At 53.5% G+C, this 20,311-nt stretch carries 9 protein-coding genes and 4 pseudogenes; 2 read left to right on the forward strand and 11 right to left on the reverse strand.

The annotated features are described in order from the left end of the window. Positions 1–59: 59 nt before the first annotated feature. The 11 genes and pseudogenes from KQP84_RS09525 to KQP84_RS09575 all read right to left on the reverse strand — a co-directional run bounded on the left by KQP84_RS09525 (position 60) and on the right by KQP84_RS09575 (position 17,359). Positions 60–1,343 (reverse strand): MFS transporter, encoded by a 1,284-nt coding sequence (locus KQP84_RS09525; RefSeq protein ID WP_215846220.1) that lies wholly within the window; start codon positions 1,341–1,343, stop codon positions 60–62. A gap of 80 nt (positions 1,344–1,423) precedes the next feature. After that, a complete protein-coding gene (locus KQP84_RS09530; protein WP_215846222.1) occupies positions 1,424–2,434 on the reverse strand; it encodes a Zn-dependent oxidoreductase in 1,011 nt (336 codons plus the stop codon). Positions 2,435–2,444: 10 nt separating this feature from the next. Further along, positions 2,445–3,659, reverse strand: coding sequence for a D-mannonate dehydratase ManD (gene manD, locus KQP84_RS09535; RefSeq protein WP_215846223.1), 1,215 nt, complete (start codon positions 3,657–3,659; stop codon positions 2,445–2,447). A 161-nt stretch (positions 3,660–3,820) separates the two neighbouring features. Then, positions 3,821–4,720, reverse strand: a complete 900-nt coding sequence (yegS, locus tag KQP84_RS09540; protein ID WP_215846225.1) for a lipid kinase YegS — start codon at positions 4,718–4,720, stop codon at positions 3,821–3,823. A 216-nt stretch (positions 4,721–4,936) separates the two neighbouring features. Beyond that, positions 4,937–6,276: pseudogene (gene trhP, locus KQP84_RS09545) on the reverse strand (prephenate-dependent tRNA uridine(34) hydroxylase TrhP). Between the two features lie 174 nt (positions 6,277–6,450). Further along, a pseudogene (gene baeR, locus KQP84_RS09550) lies at positions 6,451–7,157 on the reverse strand (envelope stress response regulator BaeR). 6 nt (positions 7,158–7,163) lie between these two features. Beyond that, positions 7,164–8,552, reverse strand: a complete 1,389-nt coding sequence (gene baeS / locus KQP84_RS09555) for an envelope stress sensor histidine kinase BaeS (RefSeq protein ID WP_215846227.1) — start codon at positions 8,550–8,552, stop codon at positions 7,164–7,166. Then, on the reverse strand, positions 8,549–9,955 hold the full coding sequence (locus tag KQP84_RS09560; protein ID WP_215846229.1) for an MFS transporter: 1,407 nt from the start codon (positions 9,953–9,955) through the stop codon (positions 8,549–8,551). The genes baeS and KQP84_RS09560 overlap by 4 nt, the downstream gene beginning before the upstream one ends. Positions 9,956–9,966: 11 nt before the next feature. After that, positions 9,967–13,044, reverse strand: coding sequence for a multidrug efflux RND transporter permease subunit MdtC (gene mdtC / locus KQP84_RS09565; protein WP_215846231.1), 3,078 nt, complete (start codon positions 13,042–13,044; stop codon positions 9,967–9,969). Further along, positions 13,041–16,162 (reverse strand): annotated as a pseudogene (locus KQP84_RS09570) (MdtB/MuxB family multidrug efflux RND transporter permease subunit). Before KQP84_RS09570 ends, mdtC begins: the two are co-directional and overlap by 4 nt. Further along, positions 16,162–17,359, reverse strand: a pseudogene (locus KQP84_RS09575) (MdtA/MuxA family multidrug efflux RND transporter periplasmic adaptor subunit). Before KQP84_RS09575 ends, KQP84_RS09570 begins: the two co-directional pseudogenes overlap by 1 nt. A gap of 396 nt (positions 17,360–17,755) precedes the next feature. Between KQP84_RS09575 and KQP84_RS09580 the strand changes: the two are divergent. Together KQP84_RS09580 and KQP84_RS09585 are read left to right on the forward strand one after the other, a co-directional pair. Then, positions 17,756–18,718 (forward strand): aldo/keto reductase, encoded by a 963-nt coding sequence (locus KQP84_RS09580; protein ID WP_215846240.1) that lies wholly within the window; start codon positions 17,756–17,758, stop codon positions 18,716–18,718. A 238-nt stretch (positions 18,719–18,956) separates the two neighbouring features. Further along, a complete protein-coding gene (locus KQP84_RS09585; RefSeq protein WP_215846242.1) occupies positions 18,957–20,300 on the forward strand; it encodes a carbohydrate porin in 1,344 nt (447 codons plus the stop codon). The last annotated feature ends 11 nt before the right edge of the window (positions 20,301–20,311 follow it).

A 20,311-nucleotide genomic window follows, 5' to 3' on the forward strand; every position in this document is an offset into this window, starting at 1 on the left:
CTTATGGCAAACGGGGCGCCATGCGCCCCGTAATCAGTAATGCATTAACCGCGTCCTGCTTAAACCGAAACCGGTTTGTCGATGGTTTTCGGACTGCGAATCACAAACAGCACCAGGAATGCACCCACGGCGGCGACACATCCCGCCAGGATAAAGGCGCTGTCGAACTTGCCGGTGTGCTGCACAATGAAGCCGGTCACGATGGGACCGATGATGCCCGACAAACTGCCCACCAGATGAATAAATCCACTGATGCTGCCGACGCGGCTTTTGTGCACGACATCCTGAATAATCGCCCAGTAAATCGCGCCGGTGATGTAGAGGAAGAAGATCGATATCGACATCATCATCACGGCAGGCACCACATCTTTTATCGTACCCGCCAGTGCGACACAAATGGCGGCAGCAAACAGTGAGACCACTAACACAATTTTACGTGACAACAGCAACTTGCCAGTGATGTTGAAGATTTTATCGGAGATCAAGCCGCCGAGTGCCAGGCCGACAAAGCCAACAATCCACGGGATCATCGTCGTGATGCTCATGGCCTTGATATCCAGGCCATGCGCCTGCACCAGATAGGCCGGGAACCAGCTCAGGAAGAAGAACAGAATGTAGTTGTAACAGAAGAAGGCAAATGCGGTGACCAGGATAATGGGCTGACGCAGATAATAGCCAAAGGGATGAGCAGTTTGCGAAAGGTCAGCTTCATCATTCGGGTTTTCAGCCTTCATATGATCAATCAGCGCACGCTCTTTTTCAGTCACCAGCTTGCTTTTTGCCGGGTTATCCGCCGCAAAGAACAGCCAGATGGTCATCCAAACCAACCCGATGCAGCAGACGATAACAAACGCTGGACGCCAACCGTAAGCAAGTGCCAGATAACCGATGATTGGACCGGCAACCGCGCCGCCCAGCGGTGAACCGGCGCTCAGCAAACCCATGGCGGTTGCTGCCTGTTTTTTCGGGAACCAGCCGTTAATAGCTTTGTTCGCCGAGGCGCAAATTGGGCCTTCCGCCATGCCGAACAACACGCGCAGAATCAACAGTGACCAGAAACCGGTGGCCAATGCGGTCATGCCGCAAAAAATTGACCAAGCGCCAACAGCCACGGCGAGCACGATTTTTGGGCCAAATTTGTCGGTCGCCAGGCCACCAACAAAGTTAAACAACGCATAGCCGAAGAAGAAGCTACCGAAAATCATGCCGAACTGCTCAGCATTAATCGCCAGATCTTTTTCCACCATTGGAACAGTCAACGACAGCGCTACGCGATCGAGGTAGTTGATCATGTAGACAAGGAACAGCAGCAATACGAGGGTCCAGCGCAGATTCTTGAACATAGAAACTCCGTGATCTGTTTTCTACTTGTAATAGGCCGGCGGGTACGTACCGGCAGAGGACACCTGGTGTTCAGGCTAGGTTAACGCATTTGAAGAATCACCTTGCAGCAGGTACGTGGATCTTTTTCGAACAGCGTCATCGCACGTTCGATGTCGTGCAAAGGGAAATAGTGTGTGACCAGCTTCTCCGGCTGGATTAACCCTTTTTCCATCCATTCAATGACCTGCGGAAAGCGATGGCTGTTCAAACGCGAGGTAAACAGCGACAGCTCCTTGCTGGTTAAACTTTGCTGAGTAATGCTGCACGGCTCGCCGGAAAAACCGAGTAAACCGATGCGCGCAGCCGGTGAGGCGAGGGCGGCCGCTTCAGCCAAAATCGTAGGGTGGCAGGCAGCATCAATAATCAATGTTGGCTGTAACCCTTCTAACTGCGCCGCCAGCGGCACGTCAGCGTTGTTAAAGACGCGATCCGCACCGTTCTGCAACGCTAATTCCAGCCGCTCAGGTAGACGATCTACCACCAATACCTGATCCACGTTATAGACGCCTTTCAGCACCTGAATAGCGGTTAAACCCATCGGGCCTGCGCCGTAAATTAACGCAACATCTTGCTGCTGCGGCTTGAGAAACGCAGTGATGTTTGCCGCAATGGTGAAAGGCTCAACCAAACTGGCCAGTTTGTCGGGAATTGAGGCGGGCAGACGATACGCATTTTTCGCCGGAGCCACCGCATATTCACTGAAGCCGCCGTCACGATGCACGCCAATGACCTGTAATTCCTTGCACACATTTGGCCGGCCTACTGAACACGGATAGCAAGCGCCACAGCTCACCACTGGGTCGACCGCCACACGTTCACCGAGGCGCACAGCATCAACGCCTTCGCCTAAAGCATCAATCACGCCAAAAAACTCATGGCCAATGACGCGGGGATATTTGGCAAACGGATTATGACCATGCCAGATATGCACGTCAGATCCACAAATACTGGCAAACTGCACCTTAACCCGCACTTCACCCGCAGCGGGTTGCGGCATTGGACGTTCGGCCAGCACCAGCTCGCCAGGTTGCTCAATAACGACACTTTTCATTGTGTTCTCCTTACCAGTTCCACAGCGTGCCATCTTCGAGGCGGGCTACGGGTAAATAGGCAGGTTCATAGGGATATTTCGACGCAAGTTTTTCATTGAAGTCGATACCTAAACCCGGTTTGTTGCCCGGATGCATGTAACCATCTTCGAACGTCCAGTTGGCGTCGAACAGTTCCATCATCTGCTCGGAGAAGCCCATATATTCCTGAACGCCGAAATTGGGTACCCACAGGTCAAAGTGCAGCGCAGCAGCCATGCAAACCGGCGAGAGATCCGAAGGGCCGTGCGAGCCGGTGCGAACCTGATACAGCGAAGCAAAATCGGCAATACGGCGCATACCGGTGATGCCGCCTGCGTGGGTAATGGTGGTGCGGATATAATCAATCAGCTGCTCTTCAATCAGCTGTTTACAATCCCAGATGCTGTTGAACACTTCGCCTACCGCAATTGGCGTGACGGTATGCTGACGGATCAGACGGAAACACGCTTGGTTTTCAGCAGGGGTCGGATCCTCCATCCAGAACAGGCGGTAATCTTCCACGCTTTTTCCGAAGCGCGCGGCTTCAATTGGCGTCAGGCGATGATGCATGTCATGCAACAGATGCTCGTCAAAGCCAAACTTATCGCGGATCGCTTCAAACAGCTTTGGCGTAAAATCGAGGTATTTTTCGGTTGACCATAATTGCTCTTCTGGCCAGTTACCTTTGGTAGCAGGCTCATAAGCCAGACCTTTGCCTTTTGCCATGCCGTAAGTGGTTTTCATTCCGGGTACGCCGCATTGGGCGCGAATCGCTTTAAAGCCCAGCTCTTTATGTTTGGCGTAATCGTCCATCACTTCATCAATAGAATGCCCGGTGGTGTGGCAATAGACCATCACGCCGGTGCGCGATGCGCCACCAAGCAACTGATAAAGCGGCATGTTGGCGGCTTTGCCTTTGATGTCCCACAGTGCCATATCCACGGCAGAAATCGCAGACATGGTGACAGGGCCACGACGCCAGTACGCACCTTTGTAAAAGTATTGCCAGATGTCTTCGATTTGATGCGCATCGCGGCCAATCAACTGCGGGCAAACGTGATCTTTCAGATAGGAGGCAACAGGTAATTCACGGCCATTCAGCGTCGCGTCGCCAATGCCAGTTAAGCCTTCATCGGTGGTGATCTTAAGGGTGACAAAGTTTCTGCCTGCGCAGGTTACAAACACTTCCGCGTTAACAATTTTCATCGATGTAAGCCTTTATCCAGCGTTCAATGATGAAAAAATACGCGCATTAATACTACCATACAAGTTGATGTAGCGAAGTTGTGAACAGAATCACACTGTGCTTAACAGGTAAGGGGAAGTTTCAAAGAGAAAAGGGCGGCGCACCGCCCCTTGAGCCAGCATCAGGCTAATAGCGGACACTGTGGTGGTAAGCGACAACTCAGCGCGCCGGGCAGAACATCGATATGAAACTCACGGCCCGACAGCGGCTCGCCATCAAGGTTGAAGGTCATTTCATGCGGCGAAAGAATATGCAGCGATTGCAGCTTCTTTCTGACAATGCCTGGATTGTCATCGTCGCCGGTCAATGAGTGCATCAATGTGGGCAACAGCTCCTGTGCGGTAACAATGCTGATATCGAGTTGCCCATCGTTGATCAACGCCGAAGGACATAAGCGTTGTCCGCCGCCTGCCTGACGCCCATTGCCGATGCCGATCACCAGCGCATCGCCTTGCCAGTGAAAATCTGGCCCGCTGATTTCGCAACTGTCGGCTTTCAGGGTATCCATGCGCATCAGGCCATGAATAAAGTAAGAGACGCCGCCGAGTGCAGACTTTAACTTCTCTGGCGTTTCAGTGGTAATACGCGTACCAAAGCCGCCGGTTGCCATGTTGATAAAATAACGATCCTGATTCACGCGAGCCAAATCGATCATGCTGGCTTTGCCCTGAATCGCCAGGCGCAACGCCGGTTCCATCTCGGCGGGAATGCCGACGCTGGTGGCGAAATCATTGGCGGTGCCCAGCGGCAGGATACCTAAAACAGGGCGTGCTGAAGCCTCGATAGCGGCCAGAGCAGTTGCAATTTCATTGATGGTGCCATCACCGCCGCCTGCAACTACGGTTTCAGCTTCCAGCGTAATGGCTTCATCTAAATAGCGCTGTCCATCACCTTTCTCCCAGGTGACGCGCACAGCAATATTAAAGCCTTCATCACGCAGTGTATTGATAGCTGCGCGCAGATCTTCGTTACCTGCGCCTTTGCCATTGAGGATCAGTAGCGTTAGCGAATTTTTGTCCATTATTTTTTCCTGGAAGATCAGCTCAGAGCAAAGGTTATAGCACAGCTGAGGCTGTAAAAAGATTGGCGAATGGGAGAAAAAGAAAACCCGCGCGGGGGAGCCGGGCGGGTGAATGAGGTGGTTCCTGGTAATACTTGCTTTATTGTTACTCGTTCGAAGCAGGCGCGACTATAAAACAGGGCGAAGCGGCGGTCTGTGATCCTACTCTAACTTCGTCTAAATGTTTCCAATAGTTAACGTTTTGCCATGGGGATCACGCGTGCTTAGACCTTCGGTGAAATTTCTCAGCAGTAAACTAAATGACAAATCAACCGTTTCTGGCACTTGCATCCAGACGCGATGTCCGTCACCGGGCGCAACATCGATCGCTTCGCCGCGCGCATTTTGCAGGGCATCCAGCGTACAGATCAGATTGCCTGAAGGGGTCATAATTTCCAGACTGTCATGCAGCATAAACTTATTTTTCACCGCTACTTCTGCCCAATCGCCACGGCGTTCGCCGGTAAACTCGCCAACAAATTGCTGTCGCTCGGAGATCGAATAACCTTGCTGATAATTTTGATAGCTGTCATGCGTGTGGCGCCGTAAAAACCTTCGGTATAGCCGCGATGCGCCAGGCCTTCCAGTGTCATCAGCAGTTCAGGATCAAAGGGTTTACCGCTGGCTGCATCGTCAATGGCGCGACGATAAACCTGAGCGGTGCGCGCGCAGTAATAGAATGATTTGGTGCGGCCTTCAATTTTCAACGAATGCACGCCCATTTGACTCAACCGCTCAACGTGCGCCACAGCGCGCAGATCTTTGGAGTTCATAATGTACGTGCCGTGTTCATCTTCAAAGGCACTCATTACTTCGCCCGGCTTCATCTTCTCTTCCAGCAAGAAAACCTTGTCGGTGGGCTGACCTTTACCCAAGGTCGGTGTGATATTTTGCACCTCAACCGGCTGATAAATTTCAACAATATTACCCACCTCATCCTGCTTGCCTTCTTCCACTTTATACTCCCAGCGGCAGGCATTGGTGCAGGTTCCCTGATTGGGGTCGCGTTTATTCATGTAGCCAGAAAGCAGGCAGCGGCCGGAATAGGCCATGCACAGCGCGCCATGTACAAACACTTCCAGCTCCATTTCTGGCACCTGCTGACGGATCTCGGCGATCTCTTCCAGCGACAGCTCGCGAGAAAGGATGACGCGCGTTAATCCCATTTGCTGCCAGAATTTCACCGTCGCCCAATTCACGGCGTTAGCCTGCACGGAAAGATGGATTGGCATCTGGGGAAACGCCTCTCTGACCAGCATGATCAAGCCTGGATCGGACATGATCAACGCGTCCGGCTGCATCTCTATCACTGGCGTTAAGTCACGTATAAAGGTTTTAAGCTTGGCGTTATGCGGTGCGATGTTCACCACCACATAGAATTTTTTACCCAGCGCGTGTGCTTCGTTGATCCCTTGAGCGAGGATTTCGTGGGTGAATTCATTGTTGCGCACCCGCAGACTGTAGCGTGGCTGGCCAGCGTAAACCGCGTCAGCACCATAAGCAAAGGCATAGCGCATGTTCTTCAGCGTTCCCGCTGGAGAAAGAAGTTCTGGTTTCAAAGGTTTTCTCACTGATGTCAGGTCAGCATGCCGCCGACGACGGTGGCACGTATAGGGCCGTGGATAACGGCCCTATAAAAGGTGCGGAATTGTAGGCTGTGAGCAGCCGTAGGTAAATTGATCCAAATCAATCTAGATCAAATGACAGAGATCGGCTTCCCAGCGGTATCCCATGCCATACACCGCACGGATAAAGGGTTGCTCGCTGTCGAGATTCTCCAGCTTGCGACGCAGGTTTTTGATGTGGCTGTCGATGGTACGATCGGTAACGACGCGATAATCGTCATAGAGATGATTTAGCAGTTGTTCGCGTGAAAACACTTTGCCCGGCTCCAGCGCCAGGGTTTTCAACAAGCGAAACTCGGCGGGGTTAAATCCAGCGGTTGCTCGCGCCAGCTTGCCTGGAAACGGCCTTCGTCAACTTTCAGTAGCGACGATTTCTGCGCCTCTTCCGGCGAACGTTTTACCCGACGCAGAATAGTTTTAACTCGCGCCACCACTTCACGCGGGCTGAACGGCTTGCACACGTAATCGTCGGCACCGATTTCCAGCCCCAGCAGGCGATCAATCTCTTCGGTTCGCGCTGTCACCATGATGATTGGCAATTCAGAGAAGCGGCGGATTTCCCGACACAACGTTAAGCCATCGGTGCCGGGTAGCATCAAATCCAGCAGCAGTAAATCAGGCGGCGAGTGCTGAACGTAATCCAGCACCTCGTTGCCGTGCGCGATATGGTGCGTGCGGTAATTGGAAGCCTGAAGATAATCAATCATTAACTGGGCCAATTTTGGCTCATCTTCCACGATAAGAATTAGCGGGTCTTGTTTTTCCTGGCTCATAATCTGCTACGCATGAGGAACATAGCGCAATTGTAGCGTGATTTTCAGGCCACCTAAATCAGAGTGCTCTGCAGAAATATTGCCGCCGTGTGCTTCGGCGATATTTTTACAAATCGCCAGTCCCAAACCGGAGCCGCCGCTGGCACGATTACGTGAGCCTTCGGTACGGAAGAAGCGCTCAAAGATTTGCGTCTGATGATCGCCATCAACGCCGGGTGCGCTGTCGTCAAAGGTCAGCGTCCAGTAAGGTGCTTCATAAGCAATGCGCACCTGCACGCTGCCGCCCGAATCGGTATAACGCAGGCTGTTTTCCAGCAAATTGGTAAACAGCTGCATCAGCCGATCGGGATCGCCAAAGAACGGCGCTTGTGCTGGCAGAAACAAATTCAATGTTAAGCCATGTGAACGATAGCGTTCGGCGAAGCTGCCCGCCGTGACTTCCAGCAGCTGCACTAAATCGGTGGCCTGTTTACGATAGGCGAGGGCACCTTCATCTGAAAGCGAGAGTTGATGAAGATCGTCCACCAGTTTGGTGAGTACCACCACTTCACTTTGCAGCGAGCCGAGCGCTTCGGGCGTCAGCTTACGCACGCCATCCTGCATCGCTTCCAGTTCACCACGCAGAATAGCCAGCGGCGTGCGCAGCTCATGCGAGATGTCGGCCATAAAGGCGCGACGCATGCTTTCGTTCTTCTCCAGAGAGCTGGCGAGACGATTGAAGTCATGCGCCAACTGACCCAACTCGTCATGGCTGCTGACTTCAACCCGGCTGGCAAAATTGCCTGCCGCCAGATGATGAGTACCATCGACAAGGCGTTTCACGGGTGCCAGCAATCCGCGAGCGATGATCCATGTCACCAGCGCGGCCAGCAGCGCTGACAATCCCACGATATACCAGCTGGTTCGCCGCTGTTGCTGATCAAAGTTGATATCGGTACTGCGCGTCAGGCGCTCCGGTGGCGACCCGATCACCCAACCGACAATCTTGCCATTGGTCAGCGTGATATTGCGGCGCGATCCCTCTTGTGGAACCGGCGATCGCGGGCCAACCAGCACTTTATATTGCTGATCGATAACCCAAAACTGCGTGCGCCAGCCGTGCGGCGGCAGCTGGTTGTTGCTGTCGGGGTTTTGCTCCAGCGAGCGCAGAATATTAAACACCAGCCGATCGTTATTGCGCACGAAATCCCAATTACCATGCTGCTCATATTGGTCTGCCAACGCATCACTGAGCATGTTCAAACGTTGCTCATTGCCACGCTTGATGTAATCGACAAAGCCATGTTCAAAACTGAGGCGCACGCCCCAATGCATGGTGATCAAAACCAGCATGCAGGTGGCGAAAATCGCCATAAAAAGTTTGGCGCCAATCCCGAGGCGCAAGGTCGGTTTCATTCACTTCTCCGACGTCGCATATCGACGTTTTTACTGAGATCTTTGGGTACACGCCAGAACACCAGCGCGGGCAGGATAATGATCAGCGCCATACACAAGTAGGCATAGACAAACATCTGGTGGCTGGCTGCGCTGTCGCTCGCCGCATCCTGACCCAATGCGCCCAATAACAAACCGGCGATGGTGACGCCAATACTCATGGAAAGCTGCATGATCATCGACAGCAAGCTGTTGCCGCTGGAGGCGAGCTCATCGGGCAGCTCTTTCAACGTCAGGGTGTTCATGGAGGAGAAGCGAATCGCGTTGACCATGCCTTGCAGGAATAACACCAGCGGCAGTAGCCAAATCCAGCCCATTATTGCCACCAGCGGAAACAGCAACACCACCAGCGCGAGTCCAATGGTGGAGCCGACCAGCACGTTGCGGTAGCCAAACACGTTGACGATGCGCACCACGATGCGTTTCATGCCCATGTTACCAAGCACCATCGGGATCATCATCAATCCCGCATGAAACGGGCTGTATCCCATGCCGATCTGCAAGAAAATGGGTGTCATAAACGGCAACATGCCGCTGCCGATGCGGCCAGTGAAGCTGCCGAGCAAGCCAATGGAATAGACGCGATTGTCGAACAGTTTCAGGCTAAACAAGGCGCGTTCGTTGCCGCGTGCATGCATCAAATAAAAAATCAGCGAGAAGAAGCCAATCAGGATCATTGCGCCGAGCAGCAACGCTGAACCGCCGCTGCTGCGTTGACCATCAAGCGCCAGCGTCAGCGTGGCCATCCCGGCGGCCAGCAGCACAAAGCCGAGGAAATCGAAGCGTCGCGTCGGCATAGAATAGTTCGGCATCAGCATGATAGTCGCAATAGCGCCAATGATGCCGACCGGAATATTGATTAAGAAGATCCAATGCCAGCTGGCGTATTGCACCAGCACGCCGCCCAGCGCCGGGCCAAGTAGCGGGCCGATTTGTCCTGGCAGCGTGACAAACGTCATCGCCGACATATATTGTTCACGCGGGACGATTTTCATCACCGTTAAGCGCCCAACCGGTACCATCATGGCACCGCCAATGCCTTGTACCACCCGCGCCATCACCAGTTGATCTAGCGTGGCAGAAAACGCGCACAGTAGCGATCCGAGGCTGAAAAGAACGATAGCGGTAAAAAAGATATTACGGACACCGAAGCGGTCGGCCAGCCAGCCGCTGACGGGCAACATCACCGCCACCGTTAACAGATAAGAGACAATAACCGAGTGCATATGCAGCGGGCTGACGCCAAGATCGTGCGCCATCGACGGAATCGCAGTATTGACGATGGTGGTGTCCAGCGTCTGCATAAAGAATCCGAAAGCGACAATCCACAGCTGCCAGCGAACTGTCGCGTTCTGCGTACTCATTAAGGCGTCTCCTAATTTTGTGTAGCGTTAACGGCGTGATGTCGTTTTTTACGGCGCAACTTATCCATCATTAAATAGACCACCGGCGTGGTGTAAAGCGTTAACAGCTGGCTCATGACCAGGCCGCCCGCAATAGTGATGCCAAGCGGTTGGCGTAGCTCCGCGCCGTCGCCGCTGGTTAACATCAACGGCAGCGCGCCAAACAGCGCTGCCAGTGTGGTCATCAGAATCGGGCGAAAACGCAGCAGACACGCCTGGAAAATCGCGTCACGCGCGCTGAGATTGCCGTTGCGTTCCGCATCCAGGGCAAAGTCCACCATCATGATGGCATTCTTTTTGACGATGCCAATCAGCAGTAAAATTCCGATCAGCGCAATCAAACTGAATGGCGTATCGAACAACTTTAGCGCCAGCAATGCGCCCACGCCTGCCGAAGGCAAAGTCGATAAGATCGTCAGCGGATGGACATAGCTTTCGTACAGAATGCCCAGCACGATATACACCGCCGCAATCGCCGCCAGCATCAACCAAACCTGGCTGCTTTGTGACTGTTGGAAGATTTGCGCGGTGCCGGCAAAACTGCCGCGCACGCTGCTGGGTACGCTGATCGCCGTCATAGTACGATCAATCGCTTCTGACGCCTGCGACAGCGAAATGCCTTCCGGCAGGTTGAATGAAATGGTGGATGCCGCCGATAACCCTTCATGGTTTACCGACAGCGGTGCGTTAGCCGGCTGCCACTTGGCGAACCACGACAGCGGAATCGCTTTGCCTTCGCTGTTAATCACGAACATCTGGTCCAGGGCGCTGATGTCTTGGGTGTAGCGCGGATCCACTTCCATCACCACTTTGTACTGGTTGAGCGGCTGATAAATAGTGGAAATCTGTCGTTGACCAAAGGCGTTATTCAACAAGCTATTGGCATCGGTAACGTTTATTCCCAAACGCGCCATGCTTTCGCGATCATAAGTCAGCGCCATTTCGCTGCCTTTGTCTTGCTGATCGGAGTTCACGTCAGCTAACTCGGGCAGGGCGGCAAAGGCTTGGCGAATCTTCGGTTCCCAGGTTCGCAGGTCGTTGAGATCGTCTGACAGCAGCGAATATTGATAGCTGGCATTGGATTCACGCCCACCAACCCGAAGATCCTGCACCGCATTGAGATAGAGGTTTGCGCCAGGTTCTTTCGCCAGTTTGATTCTCAGCCGTGCAATTACTTCCTGCGCGCTTTCGCTGCGCTCCGACAGCGGCTTCAACGAAATAAACATTGAGCCGCTGTTGGTACGCATACCGCCAGTAAAACCGACCACGCTTTCCACCGCCGGATCGGCCCCTACGATGGTCATAAAGTCTTGCAGCTTGCTGCGCATCGCCTGAAACGAAATACTCTGGTCGGCAGAAATAAAGCCAGAAAGGCGGCCGGTATCCTGCTCGGGCATAAAGGTTTTGGGAATGCTGATAAACAGCCAAACCGTTAGCGCGATGGTGCCCAAAAAGAGCAGTAGCACCCAACGGGCATGATTGAGCACCAGATTTAGAGAACGTCCATAACCTTGCTGGATCGCCATCAAGATGCGACCAAAACCGCGCTGGCGCGGTTGGCTACGCGGCGCGTGGGGTTTGAGCAAATAGGCGCACATCATTGGCGTTAGGGTGACGGAGATGAATAACGAAATGACAATCGCCACGGAAAGCGTAATCGCGAATTCAGCAAAAAAGCGACCAATCAGGCCGCCGATCATCAGCAATGGCAGGAACACGGCAACCAGCGATAAGCTCATCGATAGCACGGTAAATCCCACTTCCCGCACGCCTTTCAGCGCCGCCGCCAGCGGCTTCATGCCAGCTTCAACATGGCGCGAAATGTTTTCCAGCACCACTATCGCGTCATCCACGACAAACCCAGTAGCGATGGTCAGCGCCATCAGCGACAGGTTATTCAGACTGAAGCCGCACAGATACATCGCCGCAAAGGTGCCGATCAGCGAAACCGGCACCGCCGCCGCAGGGATCAGCGTGGCGCGACCTGAGCGCAAGAAAACAAACACCACCAAAATCACCAGCACCACTGCAATCACCAGCGATTGCTCAACTTCATGCAGCGACGCACGAATGGTTGGCGAGCGATCCTGCGCCACCTGCAAATCAATGGCGGCAGGGATCACTTCATGCAGTTCTGGCAGCTCCGCACGGATGTGATCCACGGTATCAATTACGTTGGCTTCGGGCGTTTTTCGCACCACCAGCAGCACCGCAGGTTTACCGCGCGACATCCCGGCGTTGCGCACGTCCTGCACCGAGTCTTCGACGGTGGCGACATCCGACAATTTTACCGCTGCGCCCTTGTTGTAATGCACCACCAACGGCTGATATTCACTGGCTGTTTGCAGTTTGTCATTGGTACGCAGCTGCCAACGCTGTTCGCGGTCGTCCAATGCACCTTGCGGGCGGCGCTGGTTGGCATTCGAGATCGCTTCACGTACTGCATCCAGCGAGACGCCCTGATTAAACAGCGCTTGTGGATTCAGCGCCACGCGTACCGCCGGGAGTGAACTGCCGCCGACGGTGACATCGCCGACGCCTTCAATTTGCGCCAGCTTTTGTGCCAGCTGCGTTGAAGCGTAATCATAGAGCTGGCCCGGATTATAGGTATCTGAGGTCAGCGTCAGGATCATGATCGGCGCATCAGAAGGGTTGGCTTTGCGATAAGTTGGACGGCTTGGCATGCCGGTTGGCAACAGGCTTTGCGCAGCATTAATGGCGGCCTGCACATCGCGCGCCGCGCCGTTGATGTCACGATCAAAATCAAACACCAAAATGATGCGCGTGCTGCCCAGTGAACTGGTGGACGTCATTTCGCTGACGCCTGCAATACGCCCCAGTGAACGCTCCAGCGGCGTTGCAACGGATGACGCCATGGTTTCCGGCGCCGCGCCTGGCAGCGAGGCGGAAACGACAATGACCGGAAAATCAACCTGTGGGAGTGAGGCAACCGGCAGTAAGCGAAAGCCGAGGATGCCCGCCAGCGCAATCGCCAGCGTCAATAAAGTGGTGGCGACAGGCCGATGGATAAACAACGCAAAGAATTTCACCCTTGCGCCTCCGAATGATGAAAACGGCGGCGCGTAGCATGAGCCAGACGATCAAACAGCAGATAGATTACCGGCGTGGTAAACAACGTCAGAATCTGGCTGAGGATCAAGCCGCCAACCATCGCAATGCCAAGCGGATGACGCAATTCAGCACCAACGCCGGTACTGAGCATCAGCGGCAACGCGCCCAACAAGGCTGCCAGCGTGGTCATTAAAATCGGGCGGAAGCGCAGTAAACAAGCCTGATAAATGGCGTCATAAGGCGCCATGCCTTGTTCTCGTTCAGCGGCCAGCGCAAAGTCGATCATCATGATGGCGTTTTTCTTCACTATCCCGATCAGCAGGATGATGCCGATAATGCCGACAACATCCAGCTCGTTGCCACTCAACATCAGCGCCAGCAACGCGCCAACGCCTGCGGTTGGCAGCGTTGAAAGAATGGTAATCGGATGGATAAAGCTTTCGTACAACACGCCCAGCACGATATACATCGCGACAATAGCGGCGACGATCAGCCAAACAGTGCTGCTCAGCGCCGCTTCAAAGGCCAGCGTGCTGCCCTGAAATTGTGTCATTACGTCTGAAGGCATACCAAGCTGCGCTTCGGCTTGGGTGACGGCGTTGACGGCATCTTCCAGAGAATAACCCTCGCCAACGTTGAACGAGAAGGTGGCAGAGGGAAACTGGTCGAGATGGCTGATGCTAAGCGGCGTATGACGCTGCTCAACCGTGGCAATCGCGCTCAGCGGCACGCTGCCGCCTTCACTGCTGGCCAGACGAATCGCATCCAGACTTTGCAGTCCTGGCGTGGCGTGATTGTCCTGCTCCAGCACCACACGATACTGATTGGCCTGCGTATAGATGGTTGAAATCAGCCGCTGACCAAAGGCGTTGTACAGCGCGTTATCCACATCGGCCATGCTGATGCCTAACCGGCTGGCGCTGGCGCGGTCGACATTGACGTAGGCTTCCAGTCCTTGATCCTGCCAGTTGCTGCTGACATCTCGCAGCTGCGGCAATGTATTCAGTTCAGCTAACAGCGCGGGCACCCAAGTACTTAACGATTCCAGCGATCCCGATTGCAGCGTGAACTGATAAGGCGTGCGGCTGGCCTGCGTCTCAATGGTTAAATCTTGCACCGCTTGCAACCACAGCTGCACGCCAGGAATCTGACTCACCTGCTGCTGAAGGCGCTGTTGTACTTCGGGAATACGATCTTCGCGCTGATTGAGCGGTTTGAGGTTGATCTGCAAACGCGCGCTATTCAACGCTGCATTGGTGCCGTCAACGCCCACAAAGGAGGTCAGGCTCTGCACCGCCGGATCTTTCATGATAACGGACGCCACATCGCGAGTGCGTTCCGCCATATTGGCGTAGGAGACAGATTGTGGCGCCTGCAACGTGCCCTGAATAATGCTGTTGTCCTGCTGTGGGAAGAAACCTTTTGGAATCGCAATCCAGAGCAAAACGGTTAAAGCCAGCGTGCCGAGCGCAACAGATAACGTCAGCCAGGGATGATTTAACACGCGCGTCAGACCCCGGCCATAAACGGCAATGATGCGGTCAAACATCGCTTCGCTGGCGCGGGAAAAACGGTTCTGCTTACGCAGCGATTCGGCGCTAAGCATGCGTGCGCACATCATCGGCGTGAGCGTCAGTGACACAATCCCTGATATCAAAATCGCTATCGCCAGCGTAACCGCAAACTCCCGAAACAGACGCCCAATCACATCGCCCATAAACAGCAGCGGGATCAACACTGCAATCAGCGATAAGGTCAGTGAGATAATGGTAAAACCAATTTCCCCCGCGCCTTTAAGCGCGGCGGTTAGCGGTTTCTCCCCTTTTTCGATGTAGCGCGAGATGTTTTCGATCACCACAATCGCATCGTCCACCACAAAACCGGTGGCGATGGTTAGCGCCATCAGCGTCAGGTTGTTGATCGAGAAGTCGAGGAAATACATCGCGGCAAAGGTACCAATCAGCGACAGCGGCACCGCCACCGCAGGAATAATAGTGGCAGGAATGTTGCGCAGAAACAGGTAGATGATCATGACGACCAGCGCCATTGCCAGCATTAACTCATGCTGCGTATCGCTGACCGAGGCGCGAATATTGGTGGTGCGATCGGTCAGTACTTTGACGCTAACCGATTTGGGCAAGGTGGCGGTAAGCGCTGGCAGCATAGCGTTAATGTTGTCGGCGGTGGCGATGATATTCGCGCCCGGCTGACGCTGCACATTTAGCACAATTGCCGGATCGCGATTTGCCCACGCGCCCAGCCAGCTGTTTTCTGCTCCTTGTTCGATGGTCGCGACATCGCCCAATCGAACTGGCGCACCATTGATATAGCTGATAATCAACTGGCGATAATCTTCTGCTGATTTCATCTGATCGTTAGCAGAAAGCGTGATTGAGCGAGTCGGGCCGTCGAGGCTGCCTTTGGCTGAGTTGACGTTGGCGTTGCTGATGGCGCTACGCACCGTTTCGCTGGTTAATCCCAGCGCCGCTAATGCCTGTGCGTTCATTTTTACGCGCACCGCCGGGCGCTGTCCGCCCGAAAGCGTGACCAGGCCAACGCCGGAAACCTGTGAAATTTTCTGCGCGATGCGCGTTTCCACCATGTCCTGAACTTGCGTCAGCGGCATACTGCTGGTGGTGACGGCAAGCGTCATAATCGGCGGATCGGCAGGATTGACCTTGCTGTAAACCGGTGGATTTGGCAGATCATTCGGCAACAGATTGGTCGCCGAGTTAATCGCGGCCTGAACTTCTTGCTCAGCCACATCAAGCGGCAGCGTAAGCTGAAACTGTAGCGTAACCACCGATGCGCCGCCGGAGCTTTGCGAGGCCATCTGCTTCAGACCGGACATCTGACCAAACTGACGTTCGAGCGGAGCGGTGATAGAAGAGGTCACCACATCAGGGCTGGCACCCGGATAAAGCGTGACTACCTGAATTGTCGGGTAATCGACTTCGGGCAGCGCCGACACCGGCAAAAACGGTAGCCGAGCACGCCCGCCAGTAATAGGGCAATCATCAACAGCGTGGTGGCGACCGGGCGCAGAATAAACTGGCGTGACGGCCCACCGCTGGACTCAGGAGGCTGCACCTGCATTAATCACGCTCTCCTTTTGACGGCAAGGTTGCGCGGCTATTGCGCGCGGCGGTGCTTTGCGGCGCAATGACTTCTACCTTCGCACCTTCAGTCAGGCGATCTAATCCGTCGGTGACGACTTTTTCACCGGCATCTAGCCCAGCGGTGATCACCACTTTCTGGCTGTCCTGTAATCCTGCGGTCACACTTTTTGCTGACCTTGTTCTCACTGTTAACTACCCAGACAAAATGACCTTCGTTGCCCATTTGCAGGGCAGCGGTGGGGATCACAATCGCATCTTGTAACGTGTTGACCTTCAAGCGTGCGTTAACGAATTGGTTTGGAAACAGCAGATCGTCTTGGTTATCAAAACGCGCTTTGATTTTTATGGTGCCGGTGGTGACATCGATCTGGTTGTCCAGACTCAACAACGTACCGGTAGTGATCAGGTTTTGATTACTGCGATCCCAGGCTTCAACCAGCAAGGGCTCGCCGCTTTTTTGCGCGTTTACTATTTGGCTAATGTTGTTTTCCGCCACGCTGAAGACCACATCAATCGGATGCGTTTGCGTAATGATGACAATGCCAGTGGTATCACCGCTGGTGATATAGTTGCCGACATCGACCTGTTTCAAGCCAACGCGTCCGTCAATGGGTGAAGTAATGCGGCTGTAAGTAAGGTCAAGTTGAGCGCTGGCCACGCTGCCTTCGTCGGCTTTCAGCGTGCCCAACGTTTCATTCACCAGCGAACGCTGTGTATCGAGTTCTTGCTGCGAAACCAACGACGTTTTCGCCAGCTTTTCAAAACGCGCTAAATCGCGACGGGCGTTGGCGAGCGTTGCCTGATCTTTCGCCAGCTGGCCTTGCGCCTGCGTTAAGGCGACCTGATAAGGCCGCGGATCAATTTCCGCAAGCAGTTGGCCCGCTTTGATTTGCTCTCCTTCGGTGAAATGAATAGCCACTAAATCACCATTCACTCGACTGCGTACCGTAACGGTGTTTGCTGCGGTGACTGTCCCTAATCCGCTGATAAATTGCGGCACGCTCTGCGTCGTCGCGCTTGCGGCTTGTACCGGTGCAAGTGGACGGCGAGCGTTGGCTCCGCCTTTACCACGCTGCGGCTGCGCATCAGCCTGGGTGTCGGTATTCGGTTGCGTTGGGTGTTGCCACCAGTAATAAGCGCCTGCTGCTGCGGCAATTACCACCAGCACAATCAGGCTTTTTTAGTAAAAGGATTTCGGGTGCTCATCGTTTTAATTGCTCTCCAGCGGTGTCGTAGTCCCATCAGGCAGGTGAAAAAAGGGCAACCTGCAAACGACCTCATTGTAATCGCCTCTGCCAGGCAGAAGTTGAAGGAAATAAGGATAACTGTCAGGTCAGGGTAAGTATTCATTTTCTGACACTATTCCATCTGGAATTGGCATTAACGATTCATTTCTCTTTGCGATACCCTTCAGACTTCAAGCTGCATGAACGTTAACGGCACGCGTTGCCCCGGACACTGACTTAAGTCAGTTCGCGAGGATTCACACGTTTGCCGCCTTCCTGCAACTTGAATTAACCAGGGTACAGGCTGATTACATACCGTCTCGATTCGCTTACAGGAGAAACTCATGAGTCACGTTGAAACCCGGCAGTTAGGTAATAGCGGCATCGAGGTTCCGTTATTAACGTTTGGTGGCAATGTCTTTGGCTGGACCGTTGACCAGAACACCTCATTTTCGTTGTTGGATGCGCTGGTGGAGAAAGGATTAGGGTTTATTGATACTGCCGACGTTTATTCACGTTGGGTGCCTGGCAACAAAGGCGGTGAATCGGAAACGATTATTGGCAACTGGCTGAAGAAAAGCGGCAAGCGTGACAGCATTGTGCTGGCGACCAAAGTGGGCATGGAGCTTTCACCTGATAAAAAAGGGCTGAAACCGCAATACATTCGCCAGGCCGTGGAAGAGTCGTTACGTCGCCTGCAAACCGATTACATCGATCTTTACCAGGCGCATCGGGATGATGAAGAGACACCGTTAGCGGAGACGCTGACCGCCTTTGATTCATTGATCAAAGAAGGAAAAGTACGCGCCATTGGCGCTTCAAACTATGGTGCAGCGCGATTGCAGGAAGCATTACAGATCAGTGAACGCGAAGGGTTAGCCCGCTATGAAACGTTGCAACCCGAGTACAACCTTTATGATCGTGCAGGTTATGAAGCAGAGCTGGAAAAAGTAGTGACGGAGCACGGTTTAGGCGTCATCAACTATTACTCACTCGCCAGCGGCTTTCTGAGCGGTAAATATCGTATTGCCGCAGATGCCTCTAAAAGCGCGCGCGGACAAAGCGTGATAGAAAAATACCTTAATCCTCGTGGATTAAAAATTCTTGCGGCGCTGGATGAGATCAGCAGCGCGCATCACGTTTCGCCCACTCAGGTTGCGCTTGCCTGGCAAATTGCCCGTCCGAGCATAACAGCACCGATTGTGAGTGCAACATCGCTTAAGCAACTGGATGACTTGGTGGGTGCCACGCAACTGAAGTTAACGCAGTCAGAAATTGAACAACTGGCAGCAGCCAGCCAAAAATGAGCAACAGGGGCGGATGCGCCCCTTTTTATTCGTCATCATCCCGATTCTTTTTATCAACATCGCGTGTGATAAAAAATGCGAAATGTCTGCATAGAATGACCAATAAGCGATCTCATTCACAAATGTGCTAACGCACTGCTATTTTGCTGAATCGTGCGCACTTTTTTATAATTATTGAACTTTTCTTAGCACTATCCTCCGTGAGTCCTTCCCAGTAACTCACATAAGAATAATTCTCATGAAAAGTAAAAAAGCAGTGCAACGCTTTCCGCTGCGTCGCGTCGCGACCGGCACCTTAATGTTCGCGATGTTAAGCGGATCGGCGATGGCAGCCGACGCGCTGAGTTCTGACTCAGAGTGGATGTTTGGTGATTGGGGCGGTTACCGAACGCAGCTGCAAAACGATGGCATTAAATTCGATGTTAATTACACCATGGAAAGCGCGGCAAACTTAGCGGGCGGCGCTGACACCAACACCACCATGCGCTACAGCGACCAATGGTCGTTTGGCACCAATTTCGACCTGGAAAAACTGCTTAACTGGCAGGATGCGGAATTCCAGATGACAGTCACTAATCGTGACGGACAAAACCTGTCAGAGCAGGTTGCTGACAAGCGCACCGGTATGTTGTCCTCCGTGCAGGAGGTCTATGGACGTGGCCAAACCTGGCGTCTGACGCAATTCTGGCTGCGCAAAGGCTTGTTCGATAATGTGGTGGATATCAAAGCGGGTCGCGTCACTGTGGGCGAAGATTTCGATAACTTTGATGGCAATCTGTTCCAGAACCTGGCGCTCGGCAGCGGTCAGGCAGGGAACTGGCGTGGCGATCGCTGGTTCAACTGGCCGGTTTCGCAATGGGGCGGCCGCATCAAGCTGAATATTACGCCAGAGGTCTTCTTCCAGGTCGGTTTCTATAACCAGAACGCAGCGAACTACGATCGCGGTGATGGTTTCCGCCTTGATACCAGCAATTCTGAAGGCAATATGGTGCCGGCAGAATTAGGCTGGACGCCAACCTTTGGCCCGCAAAAATTGCCAGGTAACTATCGTCTTGGCGGTTATTACTCATCAGCCAACGGTGATGTGTATGGCAGCTGGCGCAACGGCGCGTATCAGGATAAAGACCACGCCTATGGCGGCTATCTGTTGTTGCAACAACAGTTGACGGCGCAGGATGGCGACGTTAATCGCGGTATAGGTGTACGCGTTCAGGCGGTAATGAACGACCACAAAACTTCAAAAACCGACAACTATCAATCTATCGCTTTTACCTGGAAGGGGCCGTTTGATGCGCGTCCTAAGGATGAGATTGGTATCGGTGCCGCACGCATTCATGTGAACAGCGATTACACCCGCTCGCTGCGTCAGCAGAATGGCGCTAACGGCGAAACTGATTTTGATAGCCCAACCTATCTGCCGGTTCAGGAGGGTTCTGAATACAACTATGAAGTCTATTACAACGCGAAAGTCACTAACTGGATGTCGCTGCGTCCTAACCTGCAATATGTCACCGCGCCGGGTGCAGTGAGCGAAGTGAAGGATGCGTTTATTGGTGGGATTAGCGCGAATATCGCGTTCTGATTGGATAGCAT

The sequence above is a fragment of the Candidatus Pantoea bituminis genome, from assembly GCF_018842675.1.
GTDB lineage: Bacteria > Pseudomonadota > Gammaproteobacteria > Enterobacterales > Enterobacteriaceae > Pantoea > Pantoea phytostimulans.

Coding starts and splice junctions, on each gene's coding strand:
- baeS (WP_215846227.1), bottom strand. CDS start 8,552: ATGAAACCGACCTTGCGCCTCGGGATTGGCGCCAAACTTTTTATGGCG.
- KQP84_RS09530 (WP_215846222.1), bottom strand. CDS start 2,434: ATGAAAAGTGTCGTTATTGAGCAACCTGGCGAGCTGGTGCTGGCCGAA.
- KQP84_RS09585 (WP_215846242.1), top strand. CDS start 18,957: ATGAAAAGTAAAAAAGCAGTGCAACGCTTTCCGCTGCGTCGCGTCGCG.
- manD (WP_215846223.1), bottom strand. CDS start 3,659: ATGAAAATTGTTAACGCGGAAGTGTTTGTAACCTGCGCAGGCAGAAAC.
- KQP84_RS09525 (WP_215846220.1), bottom strand. CDS start 1,343: ATGTTCAAGAATCTGCGCTGGACCCTCGTATTGCTGCTGTTCCTTGTC.
- KQP84_RS09580 (WP_215846240.1), top strand. CDS start 17,756: ATGAGTCACGTTGAAACCCGGCAGTTAGGTAATAGCGGCATCGAGGTT.
- yegS (WP_215846225.1), bottom strand. CDS start 4,720: ATGGACAAAAATTCGCTAACGCTACTGATCCTCAATGGCAAAGGCGCA.
- KQP84_RS09560 (WP_215846229.1), bottom strand. CDS start 9,955: ATGAGTACGCAGAACGCGACAGTTCGCTGGCAGCTGTGGATTGTCGCT.